Source organism: Sphingomonas sp. BK036 (assembly GCF_004216825.1).
Lineage (GTDB): Bacteria > Pseudomonadota > Alphaproteobacteria > Sphingomonadales > Sphingomonadaceae > Sphingomonas.
Map to the genome: position 1 here is coordinate 63,605 of NZ_SGXR01000003.1, position 24,190 is coordinate 87,794.

Genomic DNA, 24,190 nt, shown 5'->3' on the forward strand with positions numbered 1-24,190 from the left:
GCAACCTGCGGCGCGCTTGCATTCAATCTGGAAGGTCCAACGCCCATGAAGGCGCTCATGAAGACCACCAAGTCGGCCAAGCCGCACGAGGTGGAGAAGCAGTGGCATATCGTCGACGCGGAAGGTCTCGTCGTCGGTCGTGCCGCATCGATCATCGCCAACGTCCTGCGCGGCAAGCACAAGACGTCGTTCACCCCGCATGTCGATTGCGGTGACAACGTCGTCGTGATCAACGCTGACAAGATCCGCTTCACCGGCAACAAGGCGGCGAAGAAGATCTATTACAAGCACACCGGTTACGCCGGCGGCATCAAGGGCATCACTGCTGCCAAGGTCCTCGACGGCCGCTTCCCGGAGCGCGTTCTCGAAAAGGCTGTTGAGCGCATGATTCCGCGCGGCCCGCTGGGTCGTGAGCAGATGCGCAACCTGCGTATCTTCAAGGGCACCGAGCATCCGCACGAGGCACAGAACCCTGCCGTGCTCGACATCGGCAGCATGAACCGCAAGAACAAGGTGGGCGCATAATGTCCGACAACCGCCAGTCGCTCGCCGATCTCGCGAGCCTGACCAACCAGCCCGCGCCGGCCGCCCCCGCCGCACAGACGCTGCCGACCAGCGAAGGCGATATCGAAGCGCCGGTCTCGAACGAGCCCGTCCGCGAGCCTATGCCGCTGCGCGAGCAGATCCTCGACAAGCAGGGCCGCGCCTATGCGACCGGCCGTCGTAAGGACGCCGTCGCGCGCGTCTGGGTCAAGCCCGGCACCGGCAAGATCACGATCAACGGTCGTGACCAGGAAGTGTATTTCGCACGTCCGACGCTGCGTCTCGTCATCAACCAAGTGTTCGGTATCACCGAGCGCGAAGGTCAGTATGACGTCGTCTGCACCGTCAAGGGTGGTGGTCTTTCGGGCCAGGCCGGCGCGGTCAAGCATGGCATCAGCCAGGCACTGACCCGCTTCGAGCCGGTGCTGCGCGCCACGGTCAAGTCGGCAGGCTTCCTGACCCGCGACAGCCGCGTCGTCGAGCGTAAGAAGTACGGCAAGGCGAAGGCCCGTCGTAGCTTCCAGTTCTCGAAGCGCTAAAACTCGCTTTCAGTATCTGCGTATCAGAAGGGCGGTCCGGCAACGGGCCGCCCTTTCTGTATCTTGAGCAGGGACCGCGCTCGCCTAGTCCAGCGCGGTCAGGATCTCGTCGAGCGATGCGTTGCGAATCCCGCGGCGATCGAACGCGTTGAGCATCGTCGTCCACCAGTGGTGAAACCGCCGCAGGTCGGCAGCGTCGCGGACATAGGGCGTGTGGCCCGGCATAAGCGACGGCGAATGGAAGGACAGGTTGAACAGCCTGAGCCCTTCGCCGGCCGCAACCGCGACCGCCTCCAGCGCCGCCGCGATCGGCATGTCCTCGGGCGTAAGCGCGATCCGCGACAGCAACCGCGTGCGCGCGAACAGCCCGCGCGCCTTGGGTAGGTGGCCAAGCGCTCGATATAACCCGCCGCCGCCCCGACGCGCGTGGCCGGTAAAGACGGTCGTCAATGGCAGTTCGACGATGCCGCCCGTCCGAAATGCCGCCGCCTTCGCCATCGTGAAGTCCGGGCCGCCATCGGCACTATAATCATAGCCGGGGCGCACCGAACTATCGATCCGGTAGCCGAGCGCCGCCAGCAGCCCGAAGCTGTTGGGGCCGATCCCGTATCGCCCGGCCCTGTACGCACGCGGCGACGTCCCGAACGCCCCGGCGATCATCGTCGTGAGCGTCTCGAGCTTGGCCGCCTCCAGCGCCCGCGGCAGATTGCCGGCATAGCTCTCGGTGGCTGTCAGCGGCGCCTCGAACGGCGGATTCACCCAGGCGTGCAACTGCGTACCGATCTCGGACCGGCCATCCTCGACGACTCGCGACAGAATCGCGACCGAGGCTGGGTCGGTGACGATCGGGTGGTCGATCATGCAGTTGAGCGAGACACCGCGGTGGGCGAAGCGGGCGTGCGCGTCGGGAAAGGCCGCCATCGCGGTCGTCGCGCGATTGCGGGGACTGAGGGGCGCGCGCCAGTCGAATTCCTCTTCGACGTCCACGAAGACGGTAAAGCGGGTTCCGAACGCGTCGGGCCAGGCCACGCGCTGCGCCTCGGTCGGCTGCGGCGGGCGGTACGTCACCGCTGATCGTCGGCGGCGCGCTCCGCTTGCACGACGTCGGCAGCAGGCAGCTGCAACGTCAGCCGATCCGCGCCGATCGTCAGCACGCCGCCCAGCTCGACCGCGAGGTTCTGCGCCAGCCGCAATGCGAAGCCCGTGCCGAGCAACGGCGCACCGTCCTCGCCCGCTTGTTCGGCGTCGATGCTGAGCAGCACGTCGGTCGCATGCGCCGCAAGTGCGGCTGGCCGGTCGAACGCGATCGTGACCGTGTCGCCGACGGGCAGGACGACGATCCCGAGCTGTTCGCCCTGACGCCCCGCCGAGACGAGCGCGGCGAGCAGCCGGCCGACCAGTCGCTCGACCGCACGATCGTCGCCGAGAATATCGCAGTCCCCCGCGGGCATCGCCACCGCCAGGCTCGCGCCGCGCAACGTAGCGAGCGGCTGAAGATCGCGCACGACGCGGTCGAGCAACGCCCGGACCGGCACCGTCGTCGGCCGCAGGTCGAGCGCATGCCCCTCGATCCGCGCCGCGGTATCGAGATCGTCGATCGCGGACAGCAGGTCGCCCGCCTGCGTCCGGATCGCGGTCGCGCGATCGCGATAGGTGGGCGACACGGGGCCGAGCAGCTGGGTCTCGATCAGTTCGGCGAACCCCGCGATCGCGTTGGTCGGCGTGCGCAGTTCATGGACGAGCTGGCGCAGCGAATCCGCAACGGGCGACGTCGCGCGCACCGGCTGCGCGACCTCGTCGCGGCGCGGACGGCGGGCGGTACCGCGAAAGCCGATGAAGCGACCGGACGCATGTTCGAACGCAGGCACCCCCGACAGCCGCCACGATCCGAACGCATCCGACAACCCGCCGACTTCGAGCCGCGCGTCGCTGAACCGCGAGCGACGGCGGAACGCACCTGCCGCGACGCCGTCGAGCTGCGCCTCGCCCTGTTTCGCGGCAAAGGCGAGCGACACGCCGATCAGCGCCGAGCGGGCGACGCCGTCGATCATGCGGATGACGCCCTGCGCGTCGGTTTCGAACCGGAAACTCTCGATCTCGGCAGCGGCCGGCGTCGGCGTGGCGGCTTCGGCGGTGCGGTCGCGGTTGAATGCCTCGATCCGCGCGACGAGATCCGAAATCTCGAACCGGTCCGCGGGCGATGCGCCGGCAGGTGCGACCGTCGGCTCGGCCTCGGCCATCTCGGCATGACGAAACGCCTCCGCGACGAACGGCAGGCCGCGCGCGACCGCGCCGAGCGCCATGAACGGGGTCTCGCTGAGCGGCGCGCTGTAGAGCGACGCTTCACCAGCGAGACGACGCGGTGCCGGCAGCTCGACGACAGACTCCGCAATCGCGGGCTCTGCGAGGAGTGGCTCTTCGATGACCGCCGCTTCAACAGCCAGCTCTTCGATGACCACCGGCTCCGGGGCGATCGGTTCGACGACGATCGCTTCCGCCACGATCGGCGGATCGGGCTGCGGCAACACGAAGTCGACCGGTCCGAAGCTCTGCAAGCCGCGCTCGACCTCCGCGGGCAGATCGCGGCGATGGCGCAGCACCGAACGGCTCGCGGGAGTTAGCCGCGGCAGGATCGCCAGCCAATCGTCGGACTCGAGCATGGCGGTCCGCAACACTGGCGCGGCGATCGCCAGCGTGTCCTCCGCGAAGAACCCGACCAGCTTCGCATCGGGGCGGGCAAAGGCGAGCGCACGCGCGCTGGCGGCACGGACCTCGACCGGCACCGCCTGACGCAGCAGGCGCAACCGCGCGATCGCCGGCTCGTCGACCGCCGCGCGACCGCGCCCCATCAGGTCGACGAGCTGCCGCCATGCGGACTGCGCGCCGAAGCCGGTGGCCATATCGGCAGCGAGGATCGTCTTTAGGCTATCGTCGAACCGCACATCGTTCCCCGGTTTGGGTGGGCGTACCACGCTCTCCGTACCGATTCCTTAACGCCGCCGGCCAAACGACGGAACAGCGCATTTGCGTGACAGAAGACGTTCGTCGCATAGTGGGACAATTGCGTTTCGCCGCAACAATCTTATCGCTATGAGGAATGAATCGCTTGGTTTGCGATGCCTATCGGGAGTTGCGTGAAATGAGTTTTGACCGGATCGATCGGCAGATCCTGTCGCTGTTGCAGGCCGACGGTCGGATGACCAATGTCGACCTGGCCGACCAGGTGGGCCTGACGGCACCGCCATGCCTGCGCCGCGTCCGCGCGCTGGAGGAAGCAGGGGCGATCCGCGGCTATCACGCCGATCTCGATGCGAGCCGGTTGGGCTTTCCCATCACGGTGTTCGCGATGGTGTCGCTGCGCAGCCAGGCCGAGCATGATCTTGCCGCGTTTGAGCATCATATCGCCGACATTCCGGAAATCCGCGAATGCCACATGCTCAACGGCGAAATCGACTTCATCCTCAAGATCGTCGCGGCGGACCTCAAGAGCTTCCAGGAGATCCTGACGACGCACCTGACGCCCGCGCCGAACGTGGCGAGCGTCAAGACGTCGCTGACGATCCGGACGGCCAAGGCGCTGTCGGGGATCCCGGTGGTGGTGGACTGACGCTTCGTCGCTGGGCGCCTGCTTGCTGACTTTACGACCCTGGCGGATCCCTTCGAGGAAGGGCTGGCGAGGCTGACGTGGAACCGGACACCGCCGTTCCGCGCCCTCCCCCTCCGTCGCCTCCGGCACCATTTCCCTTTGGCGGGCGAGGACACTGATCCCCCAAACGAAAACGGGGCGGCATCGCTGCCGCCCCGTTTCCATTCAACAAGTCTCCGTGCCGTTTAGGCAGCCGGTGCGCCGAGCCACGTGGTCCACAGACCCGCAATATCCGCCTTGGGCGATGCCTTGACCGCCGAGAACGCGGTCGCCGCGCCGGCCTTGTCGCCCGAGCGTGCGAGCGCGATACCCAGATGCAGGTTCACGTCGTCGGCATCGACGCCACCCTTGGTCAGCGCCAGACGATAAAGCTCGACCGACTTGGCATAGTTGTTCTGGCCGAGATACGCATCGGCGGTACCGGCGGCGAGCTTGCCGTTCGGTGCCGTCGCGGCGCGCTTTTCCAGACCCGACAGCGGACCGTCGGCTGCGATGTTCTTGGTCGCATCCGCCAGCAGGCCCTTTGCCATCGTGTTCGCGGCCGGGATTTTGCCCGATGCCAGACCTTCCTTGATCACCGCCTGCGCTTCGCTCGGCAGGCCACGACGGTTCACGCTATCCGCATACTGCAGATAATCGGTCTGATCGGCGAGCGAGTTGGTCGCGCGCATCAGGCGGAAGATGTCGACCTTCTGCGGCTCGTCGAGCGTGATCAGCGCGTCCTTCTGGATGCCCGACAGGATCAGCACGTCGCGCCAGTTCTTGGCGGACGGATAGGCAGTGATCCACTTCTTCAGCCATGCCATCGTCTCGGGCTTGCGCTTGGCGGCATAGGACTTGGCGATCGCGTAACGGTAATATTCCTCGGGCGCCTTCTGACCCGACGCGCTCATCTGCGTGATCGAGGCGTCGAGATCGGCGGTGGCACCGGCGACATCGCCGCTATCCATCTTTGCCTTGATGATCTGCAGCGGCAGGTTCGGATCGGAGTAGCCGAGCTCCTTGGCCTTTGCGAAATACTGGAGCGCGATCGGGTACTGCTTGCCGTTGAAGGCGAGCGCGCCGCGACGATAGGCATAGCGACCGCGATCGGCAGCCGGTGTCGCCGGGTTGGCGATCAGCGCGTCGAGCGGCGTCGCCAGCGTCGTCTCGTTGATCGGCGCGTTCGGGTTTGCGGTCTGTGCCGCAACCAGCTTCTCGGATTCGAGCTGATAGCGCAGCGCGGCGCCGATATACTTTTCGTAATCGGTCTTCGCGGCGGCATCGACCTGGTCGATCGCGGTCTGCGCGGTCGCATAATCCTTGGCGGTCAGCGCCGTCTGTGCGGCAAGCCCTGGCTTCTGCACTTCGGGGCTCAGCTTCACGGTCGCTGCGGCGTCGGCCTTCTTGTCCTTGGCGAAGGCGGGCGTGGTGAGCGCCATGCTGCTGGCGCCGGTCGCGAACGCCGCAACCAGTGCTAGCTTGGAAATGGTCTTCATGCGGAAACTCTCCCTCTGCGTCGGCCCGCTCACCTCGGTGGCGCGCCGCGACGCTATATGGTCCGTGGTGCATACGTTCAAGCAAGCGGTCCGGATCCCCCGTCTGCAAATTAGCCCCCTGCAAATTAGCGGGTGAACGTCGATTGAACGCACTCCCCGCGCCCGCTAGATCGCAGCGATGATCGCTGTCCTATCGCCCGCCAAGACGCTCGATTACGAGAGCGCGCTGCCCAAGCTCGAGCCGACGACGCCGCGCTTTGCCGCCGAGGCGACGACGCTGGCGCATGCCGCCGCGCATCTGACGCAGAAGAAGCTGGCCGAGCTGATGCATATCTCGCCCGCGCTGGCCAAGCTGAACGCGGACCGGTTCCGCGATTTCGACACGCTGCCCGAGCGGCCGGCGATGTTCGCGTTCGCGGGCGACGTCTATACCGGGCTGGAAGCCAAGACGCTCGACGAGACGGCGGTGGACTACGCACAGGATCATGTCCGGTTGCTGTCGGGGCTGTACGGCCTGCTACGGCCGCTCGACCTGATGCGCCCCTATCGGCTGGAGATGGGCACGCGCTGGGCGCCGCGGAAGACGAAGCTCACCGACTGGTGGGGCGACCGGATCGCCAAGCTGCTTGTGGACGATGTCGAGGCGGAGGGATCGGGGACGATCCTAAACCTGGCCAGCCAGGAATATTGGGCGGCGGCGCAAGGGAAACTGCCCGCCTCGATCCGCGTCGTGGCGATCGATTTCCGCGAGGGCGAGGCGCAGAAGTTCGTCAGCTTCCACGCCAAGAAGGCGCGCGGGATGGTCGCGCGCTGGCTGGTCGAGCACCGGATCGACGACATCGAGGGGATCAAGGGGTTCGACAGCGACGGCTATGCCTATGACGCGGCGGGCAGCACCGACGCGCAGTTCCGGTTCGTGCGCAAGTGAGCAGCGCGGTCGTCATCGGCGCCTCGGGCGGGATCGGCAAGGCGCTCGAAGAGGCGCTGATAGAGGAAGGCGCGTTCGACACCGTGTTCGGGTTCGCACGCTCCGAGAGCGGCGACCGGCATCTGGATCTGGAGGACGAGGCGAGCATCGCGGCAGCCGCCGCGCGGGTGGGATCACCGACGCTGGTGGTGGTCGCGACGGGGTTGCTCCACGACGGCGACAAGGGCCCCGAAAAGGCGATGCGCGAACTCGACCCGGTGTGGATGGCGCGCAACTTCGCGATCAACGCGATCGGGCCGGCGCTGGTGGCCAAGCATTTCCTGCCGACGATGCCCAAGACGGGCCGCATCGTGTTCGCGGTGCTCTCGGCGCGGGTCGGCAGCATCGGCGATAACAGGCTCGGCGGCTGGTACGGCTACCGCGCGTCGAAGGCGGCGTTGAACCAGCTCGTGAAGACGATTGCGATCGAGGACAAGCGGCGCAATTCGAGCGGCATCGTCGTGGGCCTGCATCCGGGGACGGTGGACACCGGGCTGTCGGCGCCGTTCCAGGGCAATGTGACCCCGGGCAACCTGTTCAAGGCGGACCGGGCGGCGGTGCAGTTGCTCGACGTGATCGACGGCCTGCGCGCACCCGACAGCGGCAAGCTCTTCGCATGGGACGGGGTCGAGGTCACGCCCTGACCGCGCGCAATCCTCCCCCGCCAGGGGGAGGTGGCTGGCGCTTGCCAGACGGAGGGGGAGGTAAGGGACAACCGCCGCGCCGTGTCCGCCCCCTCCGTCGCCTTCGGCGCCACCTCCCCCTGGCGGGGGAGGATCGCCACCCCTCCCTGCTCGATGACGCGGATTTCACCTGTCCGCCACCCTGCGTTCAGGTCCCCGCGCCCACTCTCTGCGCATCGTCCACCAAGGTCGAAACAGAGAGGATATCCCCGATGACGAAGTCCCTCCCCCTCGCGATCCTCGCCGGCGCCGCGCTCCTGTCCGGCACGGCCGCGATCGCCGCGACGCAAGCCAAGACCGCGCAGCCAAAGACCGTCGCGACGCACACCACGACGACCAAGACCACCACGCCGATGGGCAACACCCGCGTCGCCAAGCGCACCACGACGGTCGCCAAGGGCCGGATGGTCAGCGCCAAGCTCGCGAACGGCAAGACCGTCACGTACAATTGCTCGCTCGCCGGCAACAAGACCAAGGCTGCCTGCAAATAACCCCTGAATTAGCGATGAAACCCTTCTCCCTCGCGTGCGTACGCGTGCGCGGGGGTAGTAAGGCGTACGCCCCTCGGCTAAGGTGTGTCATCATACCGACACAACCGGAAAGCCTTCAGATTTGACCGACGAGACCATCCTCGCCGAACCCACCGGCGGCGAGCCGGCCGGCATTGCCACCATCTCGATCGTCGACGAGATGAAGTCGAGCTATCTCGACTATGCGATGAGCGTCATCGTCGCGCGCGCGCTCCCCGACGTCCGCGACGGCTTGAAGCCCGTCCATCGCCGTATCCTCTACGGCGCGCACGAAAGCGGCTTCGTCGCCGGCAAGCCCTACCGCAAGTCGGCACGCATCGTCGGTGACGTGATGGGTAAATATCACCCGCACGGCGACAGCTCGATCTACGACGCGTTGGCCCGCATGACGCAGGACTGGTCGATGCGCGTGCCGCTGATCGACGGTCAGGGCAACTTCGGCTCGATGGATCCCGATCCGCCCGCAGCGATGCGCTATACCGAGGCCCGCCTCGGCAAGGTCGCCAATGCGCTGCTCGGCGATCTCGACAAGGATACCGTTGATTTCACGCCGAACTATGACGGGTCGGAGCGCGAGCCGTCGGTGCTGCCGGCGCGCTTCCCCAACCTGCTCGTCAACGGCGCCGGCGGCATCGCGGTCGGCATGGCGACCAACATCCCGCCGCACAATCTCGGCGAAGTGATCGCCGCGTGTCTCGCCTACATGGACAACGGCGCGATCACGACCGAGGAACTGTTCGAGATCGTCCCCGGTCCCGACTTCCCGACCGGCGCGATCATCCTCGGCCGTGCAGGCGCCAAGTCCGCCTACGAGACCGGCCGCGGTTCGATCATCGTCCGCTCGCGCCACGTCGTCGAGGAGGGCAAGGGCGACCGTCGCTCGATCGTCCTCACCGAAATCCCGTTCCAGACCGGCAAGAACGGCCTGGTCGAGAAGATCGCCGAAGCCGCCAAAGACAAGCGCATCGAAGGCGTCAGCGACATTCGCGACGAATCGAGCCGCATGGGCGTGCGCATCGTCATCGACCTGAAGCGCGACGCGACCCCCGACGTGGTGCTCAACCAGCTCTGGCGCCACACGCCTGCGCAGTCGAGCTTCCCCGCCAACATGCTCGCGATCCGCGGCGGCCGCCCCGAGCTGCTCAACCTGCGCGACATCATCGGCGCGTTCATCACGTTCCGCGAACAGGTCATCACGCGCCGCTCGAAGTTCGAGCTCGCCAAGGCGCGTGAGCGCGCGCATCTGTTGCTCGGCCTCGTCATCGCCGTCACCAACCTCGACGAGGTCGTCCGCATCATCCGCGGGTCGTCGAGCCCCGCCGAAGCGCGCGGCAAGCTGCTCGCGCGCGAATGGCCGGTCGCGGAGATCGCGCCGTACATCGCGCTCGTCGAGGCGGTCGAGGACAAGCAGCAGGAGGGCATCTACAAGCTATCCGAGCCGCAGGTCCGCGCGATCCTCGATCTGCGCCTCCACCGCCTCACCGCGCTTGGCCGCGACGAGATCGGCGACGAGCTGAAGGTGCTGGCGGCCTCGATCGCCGAGCTGCTCCACATCCTCGGTGACCGCGCCAAGCTGTACGAAGTGATGCGCGGCGAGCTGATCGCGATCCGCGACGAATTCGCCACGCCGCGCCGGTCCGAGATCGCCGCGGCCGCCAACGGCATCGACGACGAGGATCTGATCGAGCGCGAGGACATGGTCGTCACCGTGACCATGCAGGGCTATATCAAGCGCACCAGCCTCGACACGTTTCGCGCGCAGGCACGCGGCGGCAAGGGCCGCGCGGGCATGTCGACGAAGGACGAGGATGTCGTCACCGAGCTGTTCGTCACCTCGACGCACACGCCGGTGCTGTTCTTCTCGAACCTCGGCAAGGTGTATCGCTACAAGGTCTGGCGCCTGCCCGAGGGTGGCCCCGCCACGCGCGGTCGGCCGATGATCAACCTGCTGCCGCTGGCGCCGGGCGAGACGATCTCGACCGTGCTCCCGCTGCCGGAGGATCTGAGCGAGTGGAGCCGCCTCCACGTGATGTTCGCGACGCAGCGCGGGCTCGTCCGCCGCAACGCGATGGATGCATTCACCAACGTGCCGTCGAACGGCAAGATCGCGATGCGCTTCGAAGAGGGCTCCGAGGACAAGCTGATCGGCGTCGCGCTGCTTACCGAGCATGACGACGTGCTGCTCGCGACGCGGCTCGGCAAGGCGATCCGCTTTGCCGGCGACGACGTCCGCGAGTTCCAGAGCCGCACCTCGACGGGTGTGCGCGGCGTGACGCTGAAGGGCGACGACGAGGTCATCTCGCTGTCGGTCCTCCACCGTGTCGGCGCGACCCCCGAGGAGCGCGAGACGTACCTGAAGTTCGCCCCCTGGAAGGGCGAGCGCGAGGGCGATCACGGGATGGGCGACGAGCGCTACAACGATCTCAAGGACCGCGAGCAGTTCATCCTGACGGTCTGCGAGAACGGGTACGGCAAGCTGTCGAGCGCGTACGACTATCGTCGCACGGGTCGCGGTGGTCAGGGCATCACCAACATCGACAATATCGGCCGCAACGGTCCGGTCGTGGCGAGCTTTGCCGCAGCCAAGGGCCATCAGCTGATGCTGGTGACCAACCAGGCCAAGCTGATCCGCACGACGCTGGCCAGCCTGCGCGTCATCAGCCGCAACTCGGCGGGCGTGAAGCTGTTCGACGTGGCAAAGGGCGAGCATGTCGTCTCCGCGGCGCGGATCGAGGAAACCGAGGAGGACGCCGCAGTCAACCTCGCCGACGCGACGCCGGAACTGGCACCCGACACCGGTGCCACGATCGGCGAAGATACTGCGGCCGGCGATCCGACCGAAGGCCAGGGGGACGCAGAATGACCCGCGATCCGATCGCCTACAAGGTGCTGACGGGCGAGCAGTTGGCGACGCTGGAAAGCGGCAGCTTCGCCGGCGCGCCGGTGGATATCGCCGATGGCTATATTCACCTCTCGACCGCGGAACAGCTGACCGAGACGGTTGACAAGCACTTCGCTGGCCAGTCGGACCTGCACGTCGCCGCCATCGATCTCGAAGCGATCGGCGACGACGTGACGTGGGAAGAATCTCGCGGCGGCCAGCTGTTTCCGCACATCTATGGCGGCCCGCTGCTGCTCGAAACCGTGCTCTCCTACGGCCCGCTGGAGCGCGACGACACGGGCAAGGTCAAACTCCCCGTCGCGGGGTAAGCCCAGCCAAAGCCAGGTTTCCCCGCGAGGGCGGGGACCTAGTCTGTTCTCCCGCCTTCGCGGGAGACCAAGGACGCGAGAGCTGGTGTTCGATCGTGGCATAGCGGTGCGGGTTACCGACGCCGCATGCTTGAGTGTAGCCGGCGGTCCACTCGGCCGCGGCACCTTCAGCCGCGTTCGCCATCCTCCACAAACCACCACCCCGGCGAAGGCTAGGCTCCAGTTGGCAAAGCCGACGGTGTTCGGACGCCTCGCGCCGTTACCCCCGCGCCGTTACCATCGTTGCCCAACTGGACCACGGCCTTAGCCGGAGTGGTGCGGTACCGACGCTCGAAGGTGTCAGCCCCTCACCCCGCCGCAAACGCCGCGCGGACGAACCGGGCGCAGGCCTCCGGTGCGGTGATCGGGATCATGTGGCCGCCTTCGATCGTGTCGATCTTCGCGCCCGGGATCGCAGCCGCAGTCCGGTGACCGTTATAGGCCGGATCGAGGATCGCATCCTGTCGCCCGAACAGGATGCGCGTCGGCACGCCGATCTCGCCATAACGTTCGGCCATCGGCGTCAGATCGTCGTTGACGCCGCCCAGATCCGCCGCCGCCGCCGCGATCGCGATCGGCCGCTGCGACAGCGCACCACCGCCACGAGTCGCGAAATCCTCCGGCACCGCCTCGGGTGCAAAAATGCCCTCTAGCGTCTTGGCCGACGTCAGCCGGCTGAGCGGCGTGCCGAGGACCTGCGCGAACCCGAGCCGTGCGCGCGCGGGCACGCGCGCGAGCCCGCGGAAGCTTTCGGGGACGCTCTCCTGCGGCCCGGTCAGCGGCGCGATCAGCGCGAGCGCGCGGATCAGGTGCGGATGGTCGAGCCCGACCGCCAACCCGATCGCGCCGCCGAGCGAATGCCCCACCAGCAAGGGACGATCGAGCCCGAGCTTCTGGATGAAGTCGGAGATGATCGCGCCCTGCCCGACGATCCCCGGCATCGCGCCCGTCGCGGTCGAATAACCCGATCCCGGCCGGTCGACGACGATCACGCGGTAATCGTCCTTCAGCAGATCGACGAGCGCATAGCTGAAGTTGCGCAACTGCCCGCCAAGACCGTGGACCATGACGATCGTCGGGCCGCTGCCGACGTCGATATAATGCAGCCGTGCGCCAGCGACGTCGAGGAACCTGCCGTCCGCAGGGACCAGTTCCTCCGCGCGGCGCGCGATCCGGCTCGAATAGATCGATAGCGCGAGCCCCGATACCGCCGTGAACAGCGCACCACCGATCAACCCCTTGCTCGTCCGCTTCATCACCGTCTCCTTCATCGTCTCTGTGCGCCGAACGCGCGGCCTTGTCCAAAGTCGCAGCGCATCTACCGCGGAACCCGTCCCCGCGTCGAACGTCCGACCTGCGAAGGAGATGCGCCGGTGGATCCACAGGCCCGAACGATACTCGAGACGATCGCCACGCTTGCGCCGGACGCGAGCGACGCTGCGGAAACCGATGACGCTACGTGGCTGGCCAATTTTCGCTACCAGACCACGCTGTTGAAGACGTTTTCCGGCGATCCGGAGCCGGTGCACGCGATCACGCACCTACTGGTGCCGTCCGGGGCCGGGAGGCTGGTGATCCGCCTGTATCGGCCCAAGCCCGGTCCGCTGCCGCTGCTGCTCCACATCCATGGCGGCGGCGCGATCGCCGGATCGATCGACGGGCACGACCCGGCGTTGCGCGCGCTGGCCAACCGCACCGGCTGGCTGGTCGCTGCGCCCGCCTATCGACTTGCCCCCGAACACCCCTTCCCTGCGCAGCTCGACGATGGCTGGATCGCACTGACGGCGCTGAGCACCCGCGCGGAGGCGCTAGCGATCGATCTGTCACGGATCGTCGTGTCCGGCGACAGCATCGGCGGGACGCTGGCGACTGCGCTGGCGGCGCGGGCCGTGGCCGAGAACGGCCCGCCGCTGCATGGGCAGATCCTGCTATATCCAAATACCGACCTACGCCGCGGCGCCGACTATCCGTCGCGGAAGAGCGAAGACGGCAACATCATCGATGCGGAGTCGCTCAAGCGCCAGATCGACCTGTATCTCGCCTCGGACGCCGACCGCGCTAATCCGGGCGTATCACCGGTCCTTGCGGACAATCTGGCCGCGCTCCCCCCGACGATGCTCGTGACGTGCGAGAACGATCCCTTGCGCGACGAAGGCGAAGACTATGGCCGGCGGTTGCGCGAGGCGGGCGTCGCGGTCGATCATCACCGAATCGACGGGATGATCCATGCGGTCCTGCAGCTGGGCGGGCACACCGACGCCACGTCACGGCTGCTAGATCGCATCGCCGCGTGGCTCGAAAACCGGTGAGGAAGAATGGTGCACCCAGAGCGATTCGAACGCCCGACCCTCAGATTCGTAGTCTGATGCTCTATCCAGCTGAGCTATGGGTGCATCGCCTTGCCATCATGGCTCGGCCGCGCCGCTGTAAAGCGGAAAATCCTGGTGCACCCAGAGCGATTCGAACGCCCGACCCTCAGATTCGTAGTCTGATGCTCTATCCAGCTGAGCTATGGGTGCACTGGAGGGGCGCTGATAGCAGGCATTTTCGGGGGCGCAAGGGTCTGCCGCGAGAAAGTTGTGTGCAAAGCGTTGGCGGCATAGAGCGGCAAGCATGAAACACGCCCCCTCGCCTCGCCTTGCGCCGTTCGCCGCCGTCCTCGCCGCCCTCGCCACGGCGGCGTGCAGTGCGGATACGAACAGCTATCCCTCGCTCGGTCTGCGGCCGGTCGAGAAGCTGGGATTCGCCGAGCCCGAAGTAAAGACGGCGGTGGCGGCGCCCGATCCGGCGCTCGATAAGGACATCGCCACGATCGCCGGCAAGCTCGCCGCGATCTCTACGGGTTTCGCGCGCGATGCGGGGAAGGCGGAGACGCTGGCGCGGTCGGCGCGCGGCGCGGCGGTCGGCAGCGACGCGTGGATCGCGGCGCAGAGCGCGCTGGCGGGGCTCGACGACTGGCGCGCGCAAAGTTCGTCGCTGGTGACCGACATCGAGGCGCGCGCGACCGATCGGGCGGCCAAGCTGCAGCCCGACTATCCCGCGCTGGCGGCTATCCGGGCAAAGGCACAAGCCGAGACCGATCGCCAAACCGCGACGATCGCGCGAATCCAGGCGAGCATGCCCGCGGCCTGAGCACGCCTTCCCCCTTCCCCCGCCACGGAGAGAAGAAGGCTTATAACCCGTTCAACAGCGGCAGGATCGTCGAGTAGTCGTCGGTCCACCCCGTGAACCCCTTGCGCGGCCGTAGCGGCCTCCAGTCGAGATCGGTCGCGCGCAGCGCTGCGATCGCGCGCGGCTCGCGCGACAGCGCCACCCAGTCGGATGCCGAGGCACGGTCGACAAGCAGGCTCGGCGGGCGATATTTCATCTCGACCGCGATCCAGCCCCCCTCCCGTGCCGCCGCCGCGATCACCGGTTCGAGATCGATGAACCGGTTCGAGATATGCACCAGCAGCAAGCCATCGCGCGCCAGCACCCGGCCATAGGTCGCGAACGCCTCCCGGGTCATCAAATGCATCGGCACCGAATCGGATGAGAACGCATCGAGCGCGAGCAGATCGAGGCTGTCGGCCGCATCATGCGCCAGCGCGATCCGCGCATCACCCAGCCGGATCTCGGGATTGGGCTGGCAGCGCGACAGATAGGTGAACTGGCCGGTATCGCGCGCGATGCGGACGATCGCCGGGTCAATCTCGTAGAACCGCCAGCGCTGGCCGGGCCGGGCGTAACAGGACAGCGTCCCCGTCCCCAGCCCGACGACGCCGATCCGGGCGCCGGGGCCGTACAGTGCAGGCGCCGCGAGCATCGCCTGCCCCACGCCCGAACCGACCGCGTAATAGGTCGTCGGCGTCCGCTCGCGCGCGGGCGATCCGCGCAGCTGGATGCCGTGGACGGTCGTGCCGTGATCGAGTTCGCGCGTACCGCCATTTGGGCCCGGCTCGTCTCGCACCGTATACACGCCGAAGTAACTGCGGACGCGCGCGCCCGACTCGATCGAGAGTTCGAGGCTGCGATACCCGCCGAACAGGATCAGCGCGCCGGCGAGCACGATCATGTAGGGCACGCGGGCGCCGATCGCCGCCAGGCCCAGCGTCGCGATGACCAGGAAGTCGACACCCTGCCGGCTCTCGCCGAACGCGCCGGTCGGGTCGGTGATGCGCAGCCCCGCGACGACCGCCACCACGACGACCATCGCCGCGAGCGCGATCCACTTGGTAAGCCCCTCCGCGGTCCAGAGGCGCCGGACCTGCTCGACCAGATAGAGTTGCGGCACCAGCGCGCCCGCGGCCAGGATCAGCAGCGGATATTCGTAGGTCCAGTCGAACACCACCGGCGCGACCAGCGCGGCGAACACGCCCCCAAGCGCCCCGCCCGCCGACATCGCCAGGTAGAAGCCGGTCAGCCGGTCGGGTGCGGGGCGCTTTCGGTACAACGCGGTGTGCAACGCGACGGAGATCATGAACAGCAGCAGCAGCGCGATCCCCGCGCTGAAGAACGGCCGCTCGTTCACGCCGCCCATGATGATCCCGCCGAACAGCAGGATCGTGATGGGCGCGATCCGGGTCAACAGGTCGGCGAGCCAGCGATCGTTCGCAAACGCCACGCTGAAGCTCAGCAGATACAGCCCGAGCGGGATCACCCACAGTAGCGGCATCGCGACGATATCGGTGGTGATATAGGTCGAGGTCGCCAGCATCATCCCCGACGGCACCAGCGCCAGCGCGATCCAGTGCGCGATCCGCTTGGCGCCCGGCGGCGCGCTGGTCGCGGCGACATGGTCGACCGCCGCGGTCTTGGGCAGCCGCGTGGCGCAGGCGAGCACCAGCACGATCAGCAGGACATAGCCGCCGCTCCACAACAGGCTCTGGCCGCGAACCGCCATCAGCGGCTCGACCAGCAGCGGGTAGGCGATCAGCCCGGCGAAACTGCCGAGGTTCGAGGCGGCATACAGCGCGTACGGATCGCCGCCCCCGCTCGCATCGCTGAACCAGCGCTGGATCAACGGCGCCTGCGCGGAGACCGCAAAGAACAGCGGCCCGATCGACAGCCCGAGCAGCCACGGCACCCAGAGCGCGGGCTGCGCCTCTGCCGACGGCGCCATCGCGACCAGCCCGATCGGCAGCCACAGCGCTGCGACGATCAGCACGCCGAGATGGATTGCCGCCTGCGCCCGCGGCCGCACCCGGCCGAGCAAATGCGCATAGGCATAGCCCGCGAGCAGTAGCGCCTGGTACACCAGCATCGCCGAATTCCACACCGCCGGCGCGCCGCCCAACCGCGGCAGCGCCATCCGCGCGACCATCGGCTGGACGAGGAACAGCAGGAACGATCCCGTCAGGATCGTCGCGACGAACATCGTCCGGCACCAGCGTGCCATCAACGGACGATGCGCGCCCAAGGAGTTATCGGACATAGGCGGGACGGTCGATCCGGTAGAGGATGTGGCGGCGAAGCGGGTCGTCTTCGGCGAGCTTGGGGTGATCGAAGTCGCCGTCGACCACGCGGGTCATGCCGAGCCGGTCCATGAGCGTTCGGCTCGACCGATTGGCCGGCACGGTCATCGCCCAGATCGTCAGCAGGTCGAGCCGGGCCCAGCCCCAGGCCAGCGCCGCCTTGGCGGCTTCGCGCGCGTACCCCTGCCCCCACGCATCGCGGACCAGACTCCAGCCGATCTCGGGCTTATCTTCGATCGGCGTACCGACCGGGCCGGGCTTGATCCCGCACCAGCCGATGAACGCACCGGTATCGCGCCGCTCGAGCGCCCAGAAACACGCGCCATAGTCGGCGAGGATCGCAATCTGACGCGCCACCACTGCCGCAGACTCGGCCGGCGAGGGCGGCGGCCCGAGATACGCCATCACCGCCGGATCGGCGCACATCGCGTGATGCGCGGCGGCATCGTCGTCACGCCAGCCGCGCAAGGTCAGCCGCTCGGTCTCGATCATCCGCCGAGCAGTTTCGCCGCATGCGCTGCGTGATAGGTCAGCACGCCCGAACAGCCCGCGCGCTTGAACGACATCAACGTTTCGAGAACCATGACGTCGCGCTCCGCGGCCCCAGCGGCGACCGCAGCCTCGATCATCGCGTATTCGCCCGACACCTGGTACGCGAACACCGGCACCTCGAACGCCTGGCGGACGCGGACGATGATGTCGAGATACGGCAGGCCAGGCTTGACCATCACCGTGTCGGCGCCCTCCGCCAGGTCCATCGCGACCTCGCGCAGCGCTTCCTCTGCGTTGGCGTTGTCCATCTGGTACGTCTTCTTGTCGCCCTTCAGCAATCCGCGGCTGCCGACTGCATCGCGGAACGGGCCGTAGAACGCGCTGGCATATTTGGCGGCGTAGGACATGATCTGGACATTGTGGTGCGAGTCCGCCTCGAGCGCGCTGCGGATCATGCCGATCCGACCGTCCATCATGTCCGACGGCGCGATGATGTCCGCGCCCGCATTCGCCTGGTTGAGCGCCTGCGCGACGAGCATCTCGGCGGTCGTGTCGTTGACGACATAGCCCGCCGCGTCGACCAGCCCGTCATGGCCGTGGCTGGTATAGGGATCGAGCGCGACGTCGGTCAGCACGCCGACCTCGGGCACCGCGTCCTTGAGCGCGCGGATCGCCTGGCACATCAGATTGTCGGGGTTGAGCGCCTCGCGCCCGTCATCGGTGCGGCGTTCGGGTTGCGTGTAGGGAAACAGCGCGATGCACGGGATGCCCAGGTCGCGCGCCTCACGGCCGCGCGCGACGATGCCGTCGACCGACCAGCGCGAGACGCCGGGCAGGCTGGCGATCGGTTGCTCGACGCCCTCGCCGTCCGCGACGAACAGCGGCCAGATCAGGTCGGCGGGAGTCAGCACGGTCTCGGCATGGAGGCGGCGGCTCCAGGCGGAGGCGCGGGTGCGACGGAGGCGAAGCGCGGGATAGCTTGCGGTCATGTTTGGGGCTTTGCGGGATGACCGCGGACGGATCAAGCGTTACCCCACAGGCGTTACGCGTGCGGAACCGCCTGTCGTGCGTTTGGGAGCCCTATGTCGAACGATACGATCACCTCTGCCGCGCTCGTCGTCAATGCCAAGTCCCGCAAGGGACAAAAGCTCTTCAAGCGCGCCTGCGCGGCGATGTCGGGACTTCCCTATGAGGTCGACGCACACGCGGTCGAGGATCCGAAGGACCTTGAGGCGACCGTGCTGCGCGCGCTCGCCAAGAAGCCCGATTTGCTGATCCTGGGTGGCGGGGACGGCACGGTCAGCGGACTGGTCGACCTGATGGTCGGCCACGACGTGATCCTGGGCGTGCTGCCGCTGGGCACCGCGAACAGCTTCGCACGCACGCTGGGCATCCCGCTGACGATCGAGGGGGCGGTCGAGGTGATCCGCACCGGCAAGCCGCGCCGGATCGACTTGGGGATGATCGACGGCGATTATTTCGCGAACTGCGCCGCGATGGGCATCAGTCCAAAGATCGCCGAGACGGTGCCGCACGGGTTGAAGAAGATGCTCGGCAAGGTCGGCTATCTCAGCTGGGCGGCGTATCAATATCTCCGCTTCCGCCCGTTCACGCTGATCGTCGGCGAAGGCCCGACCGCGGTGAAGATCCGCGTCGTCGAGGTGCGGATCTCGAACGGGCCCTATCATGGCGGCACCGAACTAGTCGATGCGGCGGCGGTCGATTCGGGCGAGATCGTCGTGCAGGCGGTGATGGGGCATGTGAAGCGCCGGCTGGTGCAGAACTGGGTCTCCAGCGTCTTCCGGCTGCAATCGCGTCACGAGAAGGTCCGAGACTTTCGCGGCAAGAGCCTGAAGATCAACACCATTCCGCCGCTGCCGATCTCGATCGATGGCGAGGTGCTGGCACGTACACCGGTGACGGCGAAGGTGGCGGCGGGAATTATCCGGGTGATGGCGCCGGCCTGATCCGAAGCGAGGCACCCTCCTCCTTGTTCTCCCGCGAAGGCGGGAGTCCAGTCTGGGGCCCCGCCTTCGCGGGGACACAAGGGTCGTAGCTAACGGGAGTTCGGTAGCCCGATACGTTAGGCGGCCGAGGTCACCCGCGGATCGGGTATATCGAGCGTGGCGCACGTCCCGACCACGCCATTCTCGATCACGATCGTCCCGCGCAGCTGCCGCGCGAGGCTGCCGATCATCCGCATCCCCAGGCTCTGCCGCGACGCGGCCTTCAGATCGAAATCCGCCGGCAGTCCCGCGCCCGTATCCGAAACCGTCAGCACGATCCGTCCGTCCACGCTGCGGATCGTCACCGCGATCGCGCCGCCGGCGTCGTCATAGGCATATTTGATCGCGTTGGTGACGAGCTCGGTCACGAGCAGCCCGACGGGGATCGCCGTGTCCGCGCTGATCAGGATCGCGTCGATATCGCACTCGATGCGGTGGTTAGGTGCCTGCTCGGCCAACCCCGTGGCGATCCCGCAAACCAGATCGTCGAGCGCGACGATACCGACCTGTTCGCCACGCCAGAGCTGGTCATGCGTCTGCGCGATCGCGGTGATCCGCGCCTGCGCATCACCGAGCAGCCGCGTGATCCGCGGATCGTCATCCTCCTGCATCTGCAGGTTGAGCATCGCGGAGACGAGCGCGAGGCTGTTCTTGACGCGGTGGCTAGCCTCGCGCGTGAGGAGTTCCTGATGCTCCATCGCATCGCTCAGTCGCTGCTCGGCCTGCTGTCGCTCGATCGCGACGCCGATCAGGTTGGCAAAGCCCTGCATGAAGGCGAGATCGGCGGGCTCGAACTTGCCCTCGTCGGGACTGTCGACCTCGAGCACGCCGAACCGCTTGCCCGAGGTCTCGACCAGCACGTTGATCGCGCGGCGGATTTTGTGCTCGGCCATGAACGCCGGCGTGCGGAAACGGTCCTCATTCTCGAGATGGTTCGAGATTACCGGCTCGCCGGTCTCCAGCGCAAACCCCGCGGGCGAGGCGAGATCGGTGCGCATCTCGGTCGACCCGACCACGCCGGGCGCCCAGCCAATCCCCGCGCGTACCAGCAAGCTGTTCTGCTCGGGGCGATACTCCAGGAATTTGCAATATTTCGAACGCATCCCCTCGCCGCACAGCTCGGTCGCCCGCTGCAGCATTGGTTCGAGATCGCGTGCGCGCAGCGCCTCGATCCCGAAATCGGCAAGAATGGACTGCTGGCGCAGGCGATATTGAAGCTCGCCTGCGCCAGGAGGGGTGTCGCCGCCGGGGGAGTGTTCGATGACCGGCATTTCCCTCAGCGCGTCAGCTTCTTGTACGCCAGGCGAGTCGGGCGATCAGCGGCATCGCCCATGCGACGACGCTTGTCCTCCTCGTACGACGCGTAATTGCCCTCGAACCACTCGACATGGCTGTCGCCCTCGAAGGCGAGGATGTGCGTCGCGAGGCGATCGAGGAAGAAGCGGTCATGGCTGATGACCACCGCGCAGCCCGCAAACGTCTCCAGCGCCTCTTCGAGCGCACGCAGCGTCTCGACGTCGAGATCGTTGGTCGGCTCATCGAGCAGGAGGACGTTGCCACCCTCCTTGAGCATCTTGGCCATGTGGACGCGGTTGCGCTCACCGCCCGACAGCTGGCCGACCTTCTTCTGCTGGTCGGGCCCGCGGAAGTTGAACGCGCCGACATACGCACGCGTGCCCATCTCCTGCTTGCCGAAGCGGAAGATCTCGAGCTCGTCGGAGATTTCCTGCCAGACGTTCTTGTTCGGATCGAGATCGTCGCGGCTCTGGTCGACATAGCCGAGCTTGACGGTTGAGCCGACCTCGATCGTGCCCTCGTCCGGCGTTTCCTGGCCGGTGATGAGCTTGAACAAGGTCGACTTGCCCGCGCCGTTGGGGCCGATCACGCCGACGATGCCGCCCGGGGGCAGCGTGAAGTCGAGACCATCGAACAGCAGCTTGTCGCCGTACGACTTGGTCAGGCCCTTCGCCTCGATCACCTTGCCGCCGAGGCGCGCGGGCAGCTGGATCAGGATCGCGGCCTTGCCGGCGACACGGTTCTCCTGCTTCTCCATCAGCTCGTCGAATGCGCGGATACGTGCCTTCGACTTGGTCTGGCGCGCCTTGGGGGTCTGGCGCATCCACGCCAGCTCGTCGGCGATCGCCTTCTGCTTGCCTGCCTCTTCGCGTTCTTCCTGGCTGAGGCGCTGCGCCTTCTTCTCCAGATAGCCCGAATAGTTGCTCTCGTAGGTGTAATAGCGGCCGCGATCGAGCTCGAGCACCCAGTTGACGACGTTGTCGAGGAAGTAGCGGTCATGCGTCACGAGGATGACGTTGCCGGTATATTCCTTGAGGTAGTTTTCGAGCCACGACACGCTTTCGGCGTCGAGATGGTTGGTCGGCTCATCGAGCAGCAGGATCTGCGGCTTCTCGAGCAGCAGCTTGCACAGAGCAACGCGACGCTTCTCGCCGCCCGACAGGTTCACCACCGACGCATCGCCCGGCGGGCAGCGCAACGCTTCCATCGCCTGTTCGAGCTGGCTGTCGAGCGCCCAGCCGTCGACCGCGTCGATCTTGGCCTGAAGCTCGCCCATCTCTTCCATCAGCGCGTCGAAGTCGGTGTCGTCCTGCGGATCGCCCATCTCGGCCGAGATCGCGTTGAACCGGTCGACGAGGTCGGCGACGGGACGCACGCCGTCCTTGACGTTGCCCATCACGTCCTTGGTCGGATCGAGCTGCGGCTCCTGCGCGAGATAGCCGACGTTGACGCCTTCGGCCGCCCAGGCCTCGCCGGTGAAATCGGGATCCATGCCCGCCATGATCTTCATCAAGGTCGACTTGCCCGAGCCGTTCGGGCCGATGATCGCGATCTTGGCCGACGGGATGAACTGCAGATGGATGTTGTTGAGAACGGGCTTGTTGGCACCGGGGAAGGTCTTCGACAGACCCTTCATGACGTAGGTATACTGGACGGCCATGTGGGTGCCGAGCTCCATGCTTGAATGAGGCGGGATTTGACGTGCGCAGATAGCGATGCGGCGAGCCGTTGGCAAACGGGGAGCAGCACCATAGGCTGCCCCCATGATGAAACGCACCCTGCTCGCGGTATTGGCCGCGTCCGCCCTCACCTCTCCTCTAGCGGCGCAACGTGCCGCCGCGCCTGCGACCGCAGCGGACGCGAAGGTCGCCGCGCTGCGCGACAAGGCGCTGACCGACGACACGGCGTACAAGATCGTCGAGGGAATCACGACCGAGGTCGGCCCGCGGATGACCGGCACCGAGGCAGCACCACGGGCGCGCGCCTGGTCGGTCGCCAAGCTAAAAGCACTCGGGTTCAAGAATGTCCGGGTCGAGACATACCAGTTGCCCGTCTGGTCGCGCGGAACGGAGAGTGGCGACCTGGTCGCACCCTATGCGCAGACACTGCATCTGGTCGGCCTCGGCAATTCGGGCGCGACACCGGCGGGCGGGCTGACGCTGCCGATCGTGTATTTCGCAACCTATAATGACCTGGCGCTCGCCGCCGACGGCAGCCTGAAAGGCAAGATCGCCTTCGTTTCGAACGCGATGCAGCCGACCCAGGACGGGTCGAGCTATGGATCGCAAGGCACTGCGCGCTTTTTCGGGCCGAACGTCGCCGCCAGAAAGGGTGCGGCGGCGATCGTGATCCGGTCAATCGGCACCGATCATGGTCGCGGGCCGCACGCGGGCAACACCAATTTCGACGCGGGCGTAACGCCGATCCCCGCGGCGGCGCTGTCGGTGGCGGACGCCGAGCATGTCGAGCGACTGGTAAAGCTCGGCAAGCCCGTGACGATGAAGCTGGTGCTGGAAGACAAGCAGGTCGGCATGCGCGACTCCGGCAACGTCGTCGCCGAGGTTCCGGGCACGGACCCCAAGGCCGGCATCGTCCTCGTCGGCGGCCATCTCGACAGCTGGGATCTCGGCACCGGCGCGATCGACGACGCATCGGGCGTCGCGATCACCGCCGCCGCCGCCAAGATCGTGATGGACAGCGGCCAGCGTCCACGGCGGACGATCCGCGTCGTCTGGTTCGGCGATGAGGAGAGCGGCGGCTTCGGCGGGGCCGCTTATGCCAAGGCGCATGCCGGCGAGCGTCATGCCACCGCCGCCGAATCGGACTTCGGCGCCGATCGCGTTTGGCGGTTCGAGAGCAGCCTGCCGGACACCGCCAAGCCGGTGGTCGATCGCCTCGCGGTCGCGCTCGCGCCGCTCGGGATCATCCGCGGTGCCGGTGTCCCGCACGGCGGCACCGATGTCGGCCCGACGATCGCGACAGGCGTTGCCGGAATCGACCTCAACCAGTCGGGTCTGCGCTACTTCGACTATCATCACACGCCCGAGGATACGCTCGATCGGATCGACCCCGAACAGCTTCGCCAGAACGTCGCGGCGTGGACCGCAATGATCGCAACGGTGGCCAATGCATCCGAAGAAATCGGCCCGATCGTGCTCGAAAAGTGACCAGTTGCAGCAACCGAAACGTCATCGTTCTGCCGCAAAGCTTGCGGAGAGATGAATTTAGCGGATTGACCCCCCGCCGGGGTCCGCTATTTGACGTGACTTCGCGACGGCAATCGGGTCGGCCGCGAGTGAAACTATGCT

Annotated in this window: 21 protein-coding genes and 2 tRNA genes; 12 read left to right on the forward strand and 11 right to left on the reverse strand. The window is 66.9% G+C overall.

Going from position 1 to position 24,190, the window contains the following annotated elements:
- Positions 1-45: 45 nt before the first annotated feature.
- Positions 46-525 carry a 50S ribosomal protein L13 gene (rplM, locus tag EV283_RS00485; RefSeq protein ID WP_082444974.1) on the forward strand — a complete coding sequence of 160 codons (480 nt, stop codon included), beginning with the start codon at positions 46-48 and terminating at the stop codon, positions 523-525.
- A complete protein-coding gene (rpsI, locus tag EV283_RS00490) occupies positions 525-1,082 on the forward strand; it encodes a 30S ribosomal protein S9 (protein WP_082444975.1) in 558 nt (185 codons plus the stop codon). The genes rplM and rpsI overlap by 1 nt, the downstream gene beginning before the upstream one ends.
- 84 nt (positions 1,083-1,166) lie before the next feature.
- Here the strand turns inward: rpsI and EV283_RS00495 are convergent, their stop codons facing one another.
- The gene (locus EV283_RS00495) at positions 1,167-2,150 is read right to left on the reverse strand and encodes a WalW protein (RefSeq protein ID WP_130321870.1); all 984 of its coding nucleotides are present in this window, start codon (positions 2,148-2,150) and stop codon (positions 1,167-1,169) included.
- Positions 2,147-4,024, reverse strand: coding sequence for a HAMP domain-containing sensor histidine kinase (locus tag EV283_RS00500; protein ID WP_207223015.1), 1,878 nt, complete (start codon positions 4,022-4,024; stop codon positions 2,147-2,149). The genes EV283_RS00495 and EV283_RS00500 overlap by 4 nt, the downstream gene beginning before the upstream one ends.
- A gap of 197 nt (positions 4,025-4,221) precedes the next feature.
- Here EV283_RS00500 and EV283_RS00505 point away from each other — a divergent pair, with 197 nt between their 5' ends.
- Positions 4,222-4,689: an Lrp/AsnC family transcriptional regulator gene (locus EV283_RS00505; protein ID WP_055880606.1), complete on the forward strand. Its 468-nt coding sequence runs from the start codon at positions 4,222-4,224 to the stop codon at positions 4,687-4,689.
- A gap of 224 nt (positions 4,690-4,913) precedes the next feature.
- On the opposite strand, the gene EV283_RS00510 is transcribed toward EV283_RS00505, so the two are convergent.
- Positions 4,914-6,206, reverse strand: a complete 1,293-nt coding sequence (locus EV283_RS00510) for a hypothetical protein (RefSeq protein ID WP_130321872.1) — start codon at positions 6,204-6,206, stop codon at positions 4,914-4,916.
- A gap of 178 nt (positions 6,207-6,384) precedes the next feature.
- Here EV283_RS00510 and yaaA point away from each other — a divergent pair, with 178 nt between their 5' ends.
- From yaaA to EV283_RS00535, 5 genes are all read left to right on the forward strand, one after another.
- Complete coding sequence (yaaA, locus tag EV283_RS00515; protein WP_130321874.1) at positions 6,385-7,134, forward strand: peroxide stress protein YaaA; 750 nt, start codon at positions 6,385-6,387, stop codon at positions 7,132-7,134.
- Positions 7,131-7,817 carry an SDR family NAD(P)-dependent oxidoreductase gene (locus EV283_RS00520; RefSeq protein ID WP_130321876.1) on the forward strand — a complete coding sequence of 229 codons (687 nt, stop codon included), beginning with the start codon at positions 7,131-7,133 and terminating at the stop codon, positions 7,815-7,817. The genes yaaA and EV283_RS00520 overlap by 4 nt, the downstream gene beginning before the upstream one ends.
- Positions 7,818-8,068: 251 nt before the next feature.
- On the forward strand, positions 8,069-8,347 hold the full coding sequence (locus EV283_RS00525; RefSeq protein ID WP_130321878.1) for a hypothetical protein: 279 nt from the start codon (positions 8,069-8,071) through the stop codon (positions 8,345-8,347).
- Positions 8,348-8,468: 121 nt separating this feature from the next.
- On the forward strand, positions 8,469-11,249 hold the full coding sequence (gene gyrA, locus EV283_RS00530) for a DNA gyrase subunit A (protein ID WP_130321880.1): 2,781 nt from the start codon (positions 8,469-8,471) through the stop codon (positions 11,247-11,249).
- Positions 11,246-11,596 carry a DUF952 domain-containing protein gene (locus EV283_RS00535; protein WP_130321882.1) on the forward strand — a complete coding sequence of 117 codons (351 nt, stop codon included), beginning with the start codon at positions 11,246-11,248 and terminating at the stop codon, positions 11,594-11,596. Before gyrA ends, EV283_RS00535 begins: the two co-directional genes overlap by 4 nt.
- Before the next feature lie 347 nt (positions 11,597-11,943).
- On the opposite strand, the gene EV283_RS00540 is transcribed toward EV283_RS00535, so the two are convergent.
- Positions 11,944-12,891 carry an alpha/beta hydrolase gene (locus tag EV283_RS00540; protein ID WP_130321884.1) on the reverse strand — a complete coding sequence of 316 codons (948 nt, stop codon included), beginning with the start codon at positions 12,889-12,891 and terminating at the stop codon, positions 11,944-11,946.
- A gap of 117 nt (positions 12,892-13,008) precedes the next feature.
- On the opposite strand from EV283_RS00540, the gene EV283_RS00545 reads away from it, so the two are divergent.
- Positions 13,009-13,944 (forward strand): alpha/beta hydrolase, encoded by a 936-nt coding sequence (locus EV283_RS00545; RefSeq protein ID WP_165391659.1) that lies wholly within the window; start codon positions 13,009-13,011, stop codon positions 13,942-13,944.
- A gap of 7 nt (positions 13,945-13,951) precedes the next feature.
- Here the strand turns inward: EV283_RS00545 and EV283_RS00550 are convergent.
- Positions 13,952-14,028, reverse strand: a tRNA-Arg gene (locus tag EV283_RS00550).
- A 49-nt stretch (positions 14,029-14,077) separates the two neighbouring features.
- Positions 14,078-14,154: transfer RNA gene (locus EV283_RS00555), tRNA-Arg, on the reverse strand.
- A 94-nt stretch (positions 14,155-14,248) separates the two neighbouring features.
- Here EV283_RS00555 and EV283_RS00560 point away from each other — a divergent pair.
- Positions 14,249-14,767, forward strand: a complete 519-nt coding sequence (locus EV283_RS00560; RefSeq protein ID WP_130321888.1) for a hypothetical protein — start codon at positions 14,249-14,251, stop codon at positions 14,765-14,767.
- A gap of 40 nt (positions 14,768-14,807) precedes the next feature.
- On the opposite strand, the gene EV283_RS00565 is transcribed toward EV283_RS00560, so the two are convergent.
- The 3 genes from EV283_RS00565 to hemB are packed head-to-tail and all read right to left on the reverse strand — an operon-like array spanning position 14,808 to position 18,569.
- The gene (locus EV283_RS00565; RefSeq protein ID WP_242615717.1) at positions 14,808-17,048 is read right to left on the reverse strand and encodes a fused MFS/spermidine synthase; all 2,241 of its coding nucleotides are present in this window, start codon (positions 17,046-17,048) and stop codon (positions 14,808-14,810) included.
- On the reverse strand, positions 17,038-17,580 hold the full coding sequence (locus tag EV283_RS00570) for a GNAT family N-acetyltransferase (protein ID WP_130321892.1): 543 nt from the start codon (positions 17,578-17,580) through the stop codon (positions 17,038-17,040). Before EV283_RS00570 ends, EV283_RS00565 begins: the two co-directional genes overlap by 11 nt.
- Positions 17,577-18,569 (reverse strand): porphobilinogen synthase, encoded by a 993-nt coding sequence (gene hemB, locus EV283_RS00575; protein ID WP_130321894.1) that lies wholly within the window; start codon positions 18,567-18,569, stop codon positions 17,577-17,579. Before hemB ends, EV283_RS00570 begins: the two co-directional genes overlap by 4 nt.
- A gap of 93 nt (positions 18,570-18,662) precedes the next feature.
- Between hemB and EV283_RS00580 the strand changes: the two genes are divergently transcribed.
- Positions 18,663-19,547 (forward strand): diacylglycerol kinase family protein, encoded by an 885-nt coding sequence (locus EV283_RS00580; protein WP_130321896.1) that lies wholly within the window; start codon positions 18,663-18,665, stop codon positions 19,545-19,547.
- A gap of 116 nt (positions 19,548-19,663) precedes the next feature.
- On the opposite strand, the gene EV283_RS00585 is transcribed toward EV283_RS00580, so the two are convergent.
- Together EV283_RS00585 and ettA are read right to left on the reverse strand one after the other, a co-directional pair.
- Positions 19,664-20,857: a histidine kinase dimerization/phosphoacceptor domain -containing protein gene (locus EV283_RS00585; RefSeq protein ID WP_130321898.1), complete on the reverse strand. Its 1,194-nt coding sequence runs from the start codon at positions 20,855-20,857 to the stop codon at positions 19,664-19,666.
- Between the two features lie 5 nt (positions 20,858-20,862).
- Positions 20,863-22,542 (reverse strand): energy-dependent translational throttle protein EttA, encoded by a 1,680-nt coding sequence (gene ettA, locus EV283_RS00590; RefSeq protein WP_055880597.1) that lies wholly within the window; start codon positions 22,540-22,542, stop codon positions 20,863-20,865.
- A 103-nt stretch (positions 22,543-22,645) separates the two neighbouring features.
- Here ettA and EV283_RS00595 point away from each other — a divergent pair, with 103 nt between their 5' ends.
- The gene (locus EV283_RS00595) at positions 22,646-24,049 is read left to right on the forward strand and encodes a M20/M25/M40 family metallo-hydrolase (RefSeq protein ID WP_130321900.1); all 1,404 of its coding nucleotides are present in this window, start codon (positions 22,646-22,648) and stop codon (positions 24,047-24,049) included.
- Positions 24,050-24,190: the final 141 nt, after the last annotated feature.

What these genes read in the sequence shown, in the direction of transcription:
- rplM (WP_082444974.1), top strand. Translation starts at nt 46, where the DNA reads ATGAAGGCGCTCATGAAGACCACCAAGTCGGCCAAGCCGCACGAGGTG.
- rpsI (WP_082444975.1), top strand. Translation starts at nt 525, where the DNA reads ATGTCCGACAACCGCCAGTCGCTCGCCGATCTCGCGAGCCTGACCAAC.
- EV283_RS00505 (WP_055880606.1), top strand. Translation starts at nt 4,222, where the DNA reads ATGAGTTTTGACCGGATCGATCGGCAGATCCTGTCGCTGTTGCAGGCC.
- EV283_RS00510 (WP_130321872.1), bottom strand. Translation starts at nt 6,206, where the DNA reads ATGAAGACCATTTCCAAGCTAGCACTGGTTGCGGCGTTCGCGACCGGC.
- yaaA (WP_130321874.1), top strand. Translation starts at nt 6,385, where the DNA reads ATGATCGCTGTCCTATCGCCCGCCAAGACGCTCGATTACGAGAGCGCG.
- EV283_RS00525 (WP_130321878.1), top strand. Translation starts at nt 8,069, where the DNA reads ATGACGAAGTCCCTCCCCCTCGCGATCCTCGCCGGCGCCGCGCTCCTG.
- EV283_RS00535 (WP_130321882.1), top strand. Translation starts at nt 11,246, where the DNA reads ATGACCCGCGATCCGATCGCCTACAAGGTGCTGACGGGCGAGCAGTTG.
- EV283_RS00540 (WP_130321884.1), bottom strand. Translation starts at nt 12,891, where the DNA reads ATGAAGCGGACGAGCAAGGGGTTGATCGGTGGTGCGCTGTTCACGGCG.
- EV283_RS00560 (WP_130321888.1), top strand. Translation starts at nt 14,249, where the DNA reads ATGAAACACGCCCCCTCGCCTCGCCTTGCGCCGTTCGCCGCCGTCCTC.
- EV283_RS00565 (WP_242615717.1), bottom strand. Translation starts at nt 17,048, where the DNA reads ATGTCCGATAACTCCTTGGGCGCGCATCGTCCGTTGATGGCACGCTGG.
- EV283_RS00570 (WP_130321892.1), bottom strand. Translation starts at nt 17,580, where the DNA reads ATGATCGAGACCGAGCGGCTGACCTTGCGCGGCTGGCGTGACGACGAT.
- hemB (WP_130321894.1), bottom strand. Translation starts at nt 18,569, where the DNA reads ATGACCGCAAGCTATCCCGCGCTTCGCCTCCGTCGCACCCGCGCCTCC.
- EV283_RS00580 (WP_130321896.1), top strand. Translation starts at nt 18,663, where the DNA reads ATGTCGAACGATACGATCACCTCTGCCGCGCTCGTCGTCAATGCCAAG.
- EV283_RS00585 (WP_130321898.1), bottom strand. Translation starts at nt 20,857, where the DNA reads ATGCCGGTCATCGAACACTCCCCCGGCGGCGACACCCCTCCTGGCGCA.
- ettA (WP_055880597.1), bottom strand. Translation starts at nt 22,542, where the DNA reads ATGGCCGTCCAGTATACCTACGTCATGAAGGGTCTGTCGAAGACCTTC.
- EV283_RS00595 (WP_130321900.1), top strand. Translation starts at nt 22,646, where the DNA reads ATGATGAAACGCACCCTGCTCGCGGTATTGGCCGCGTCCGCCCTCACC.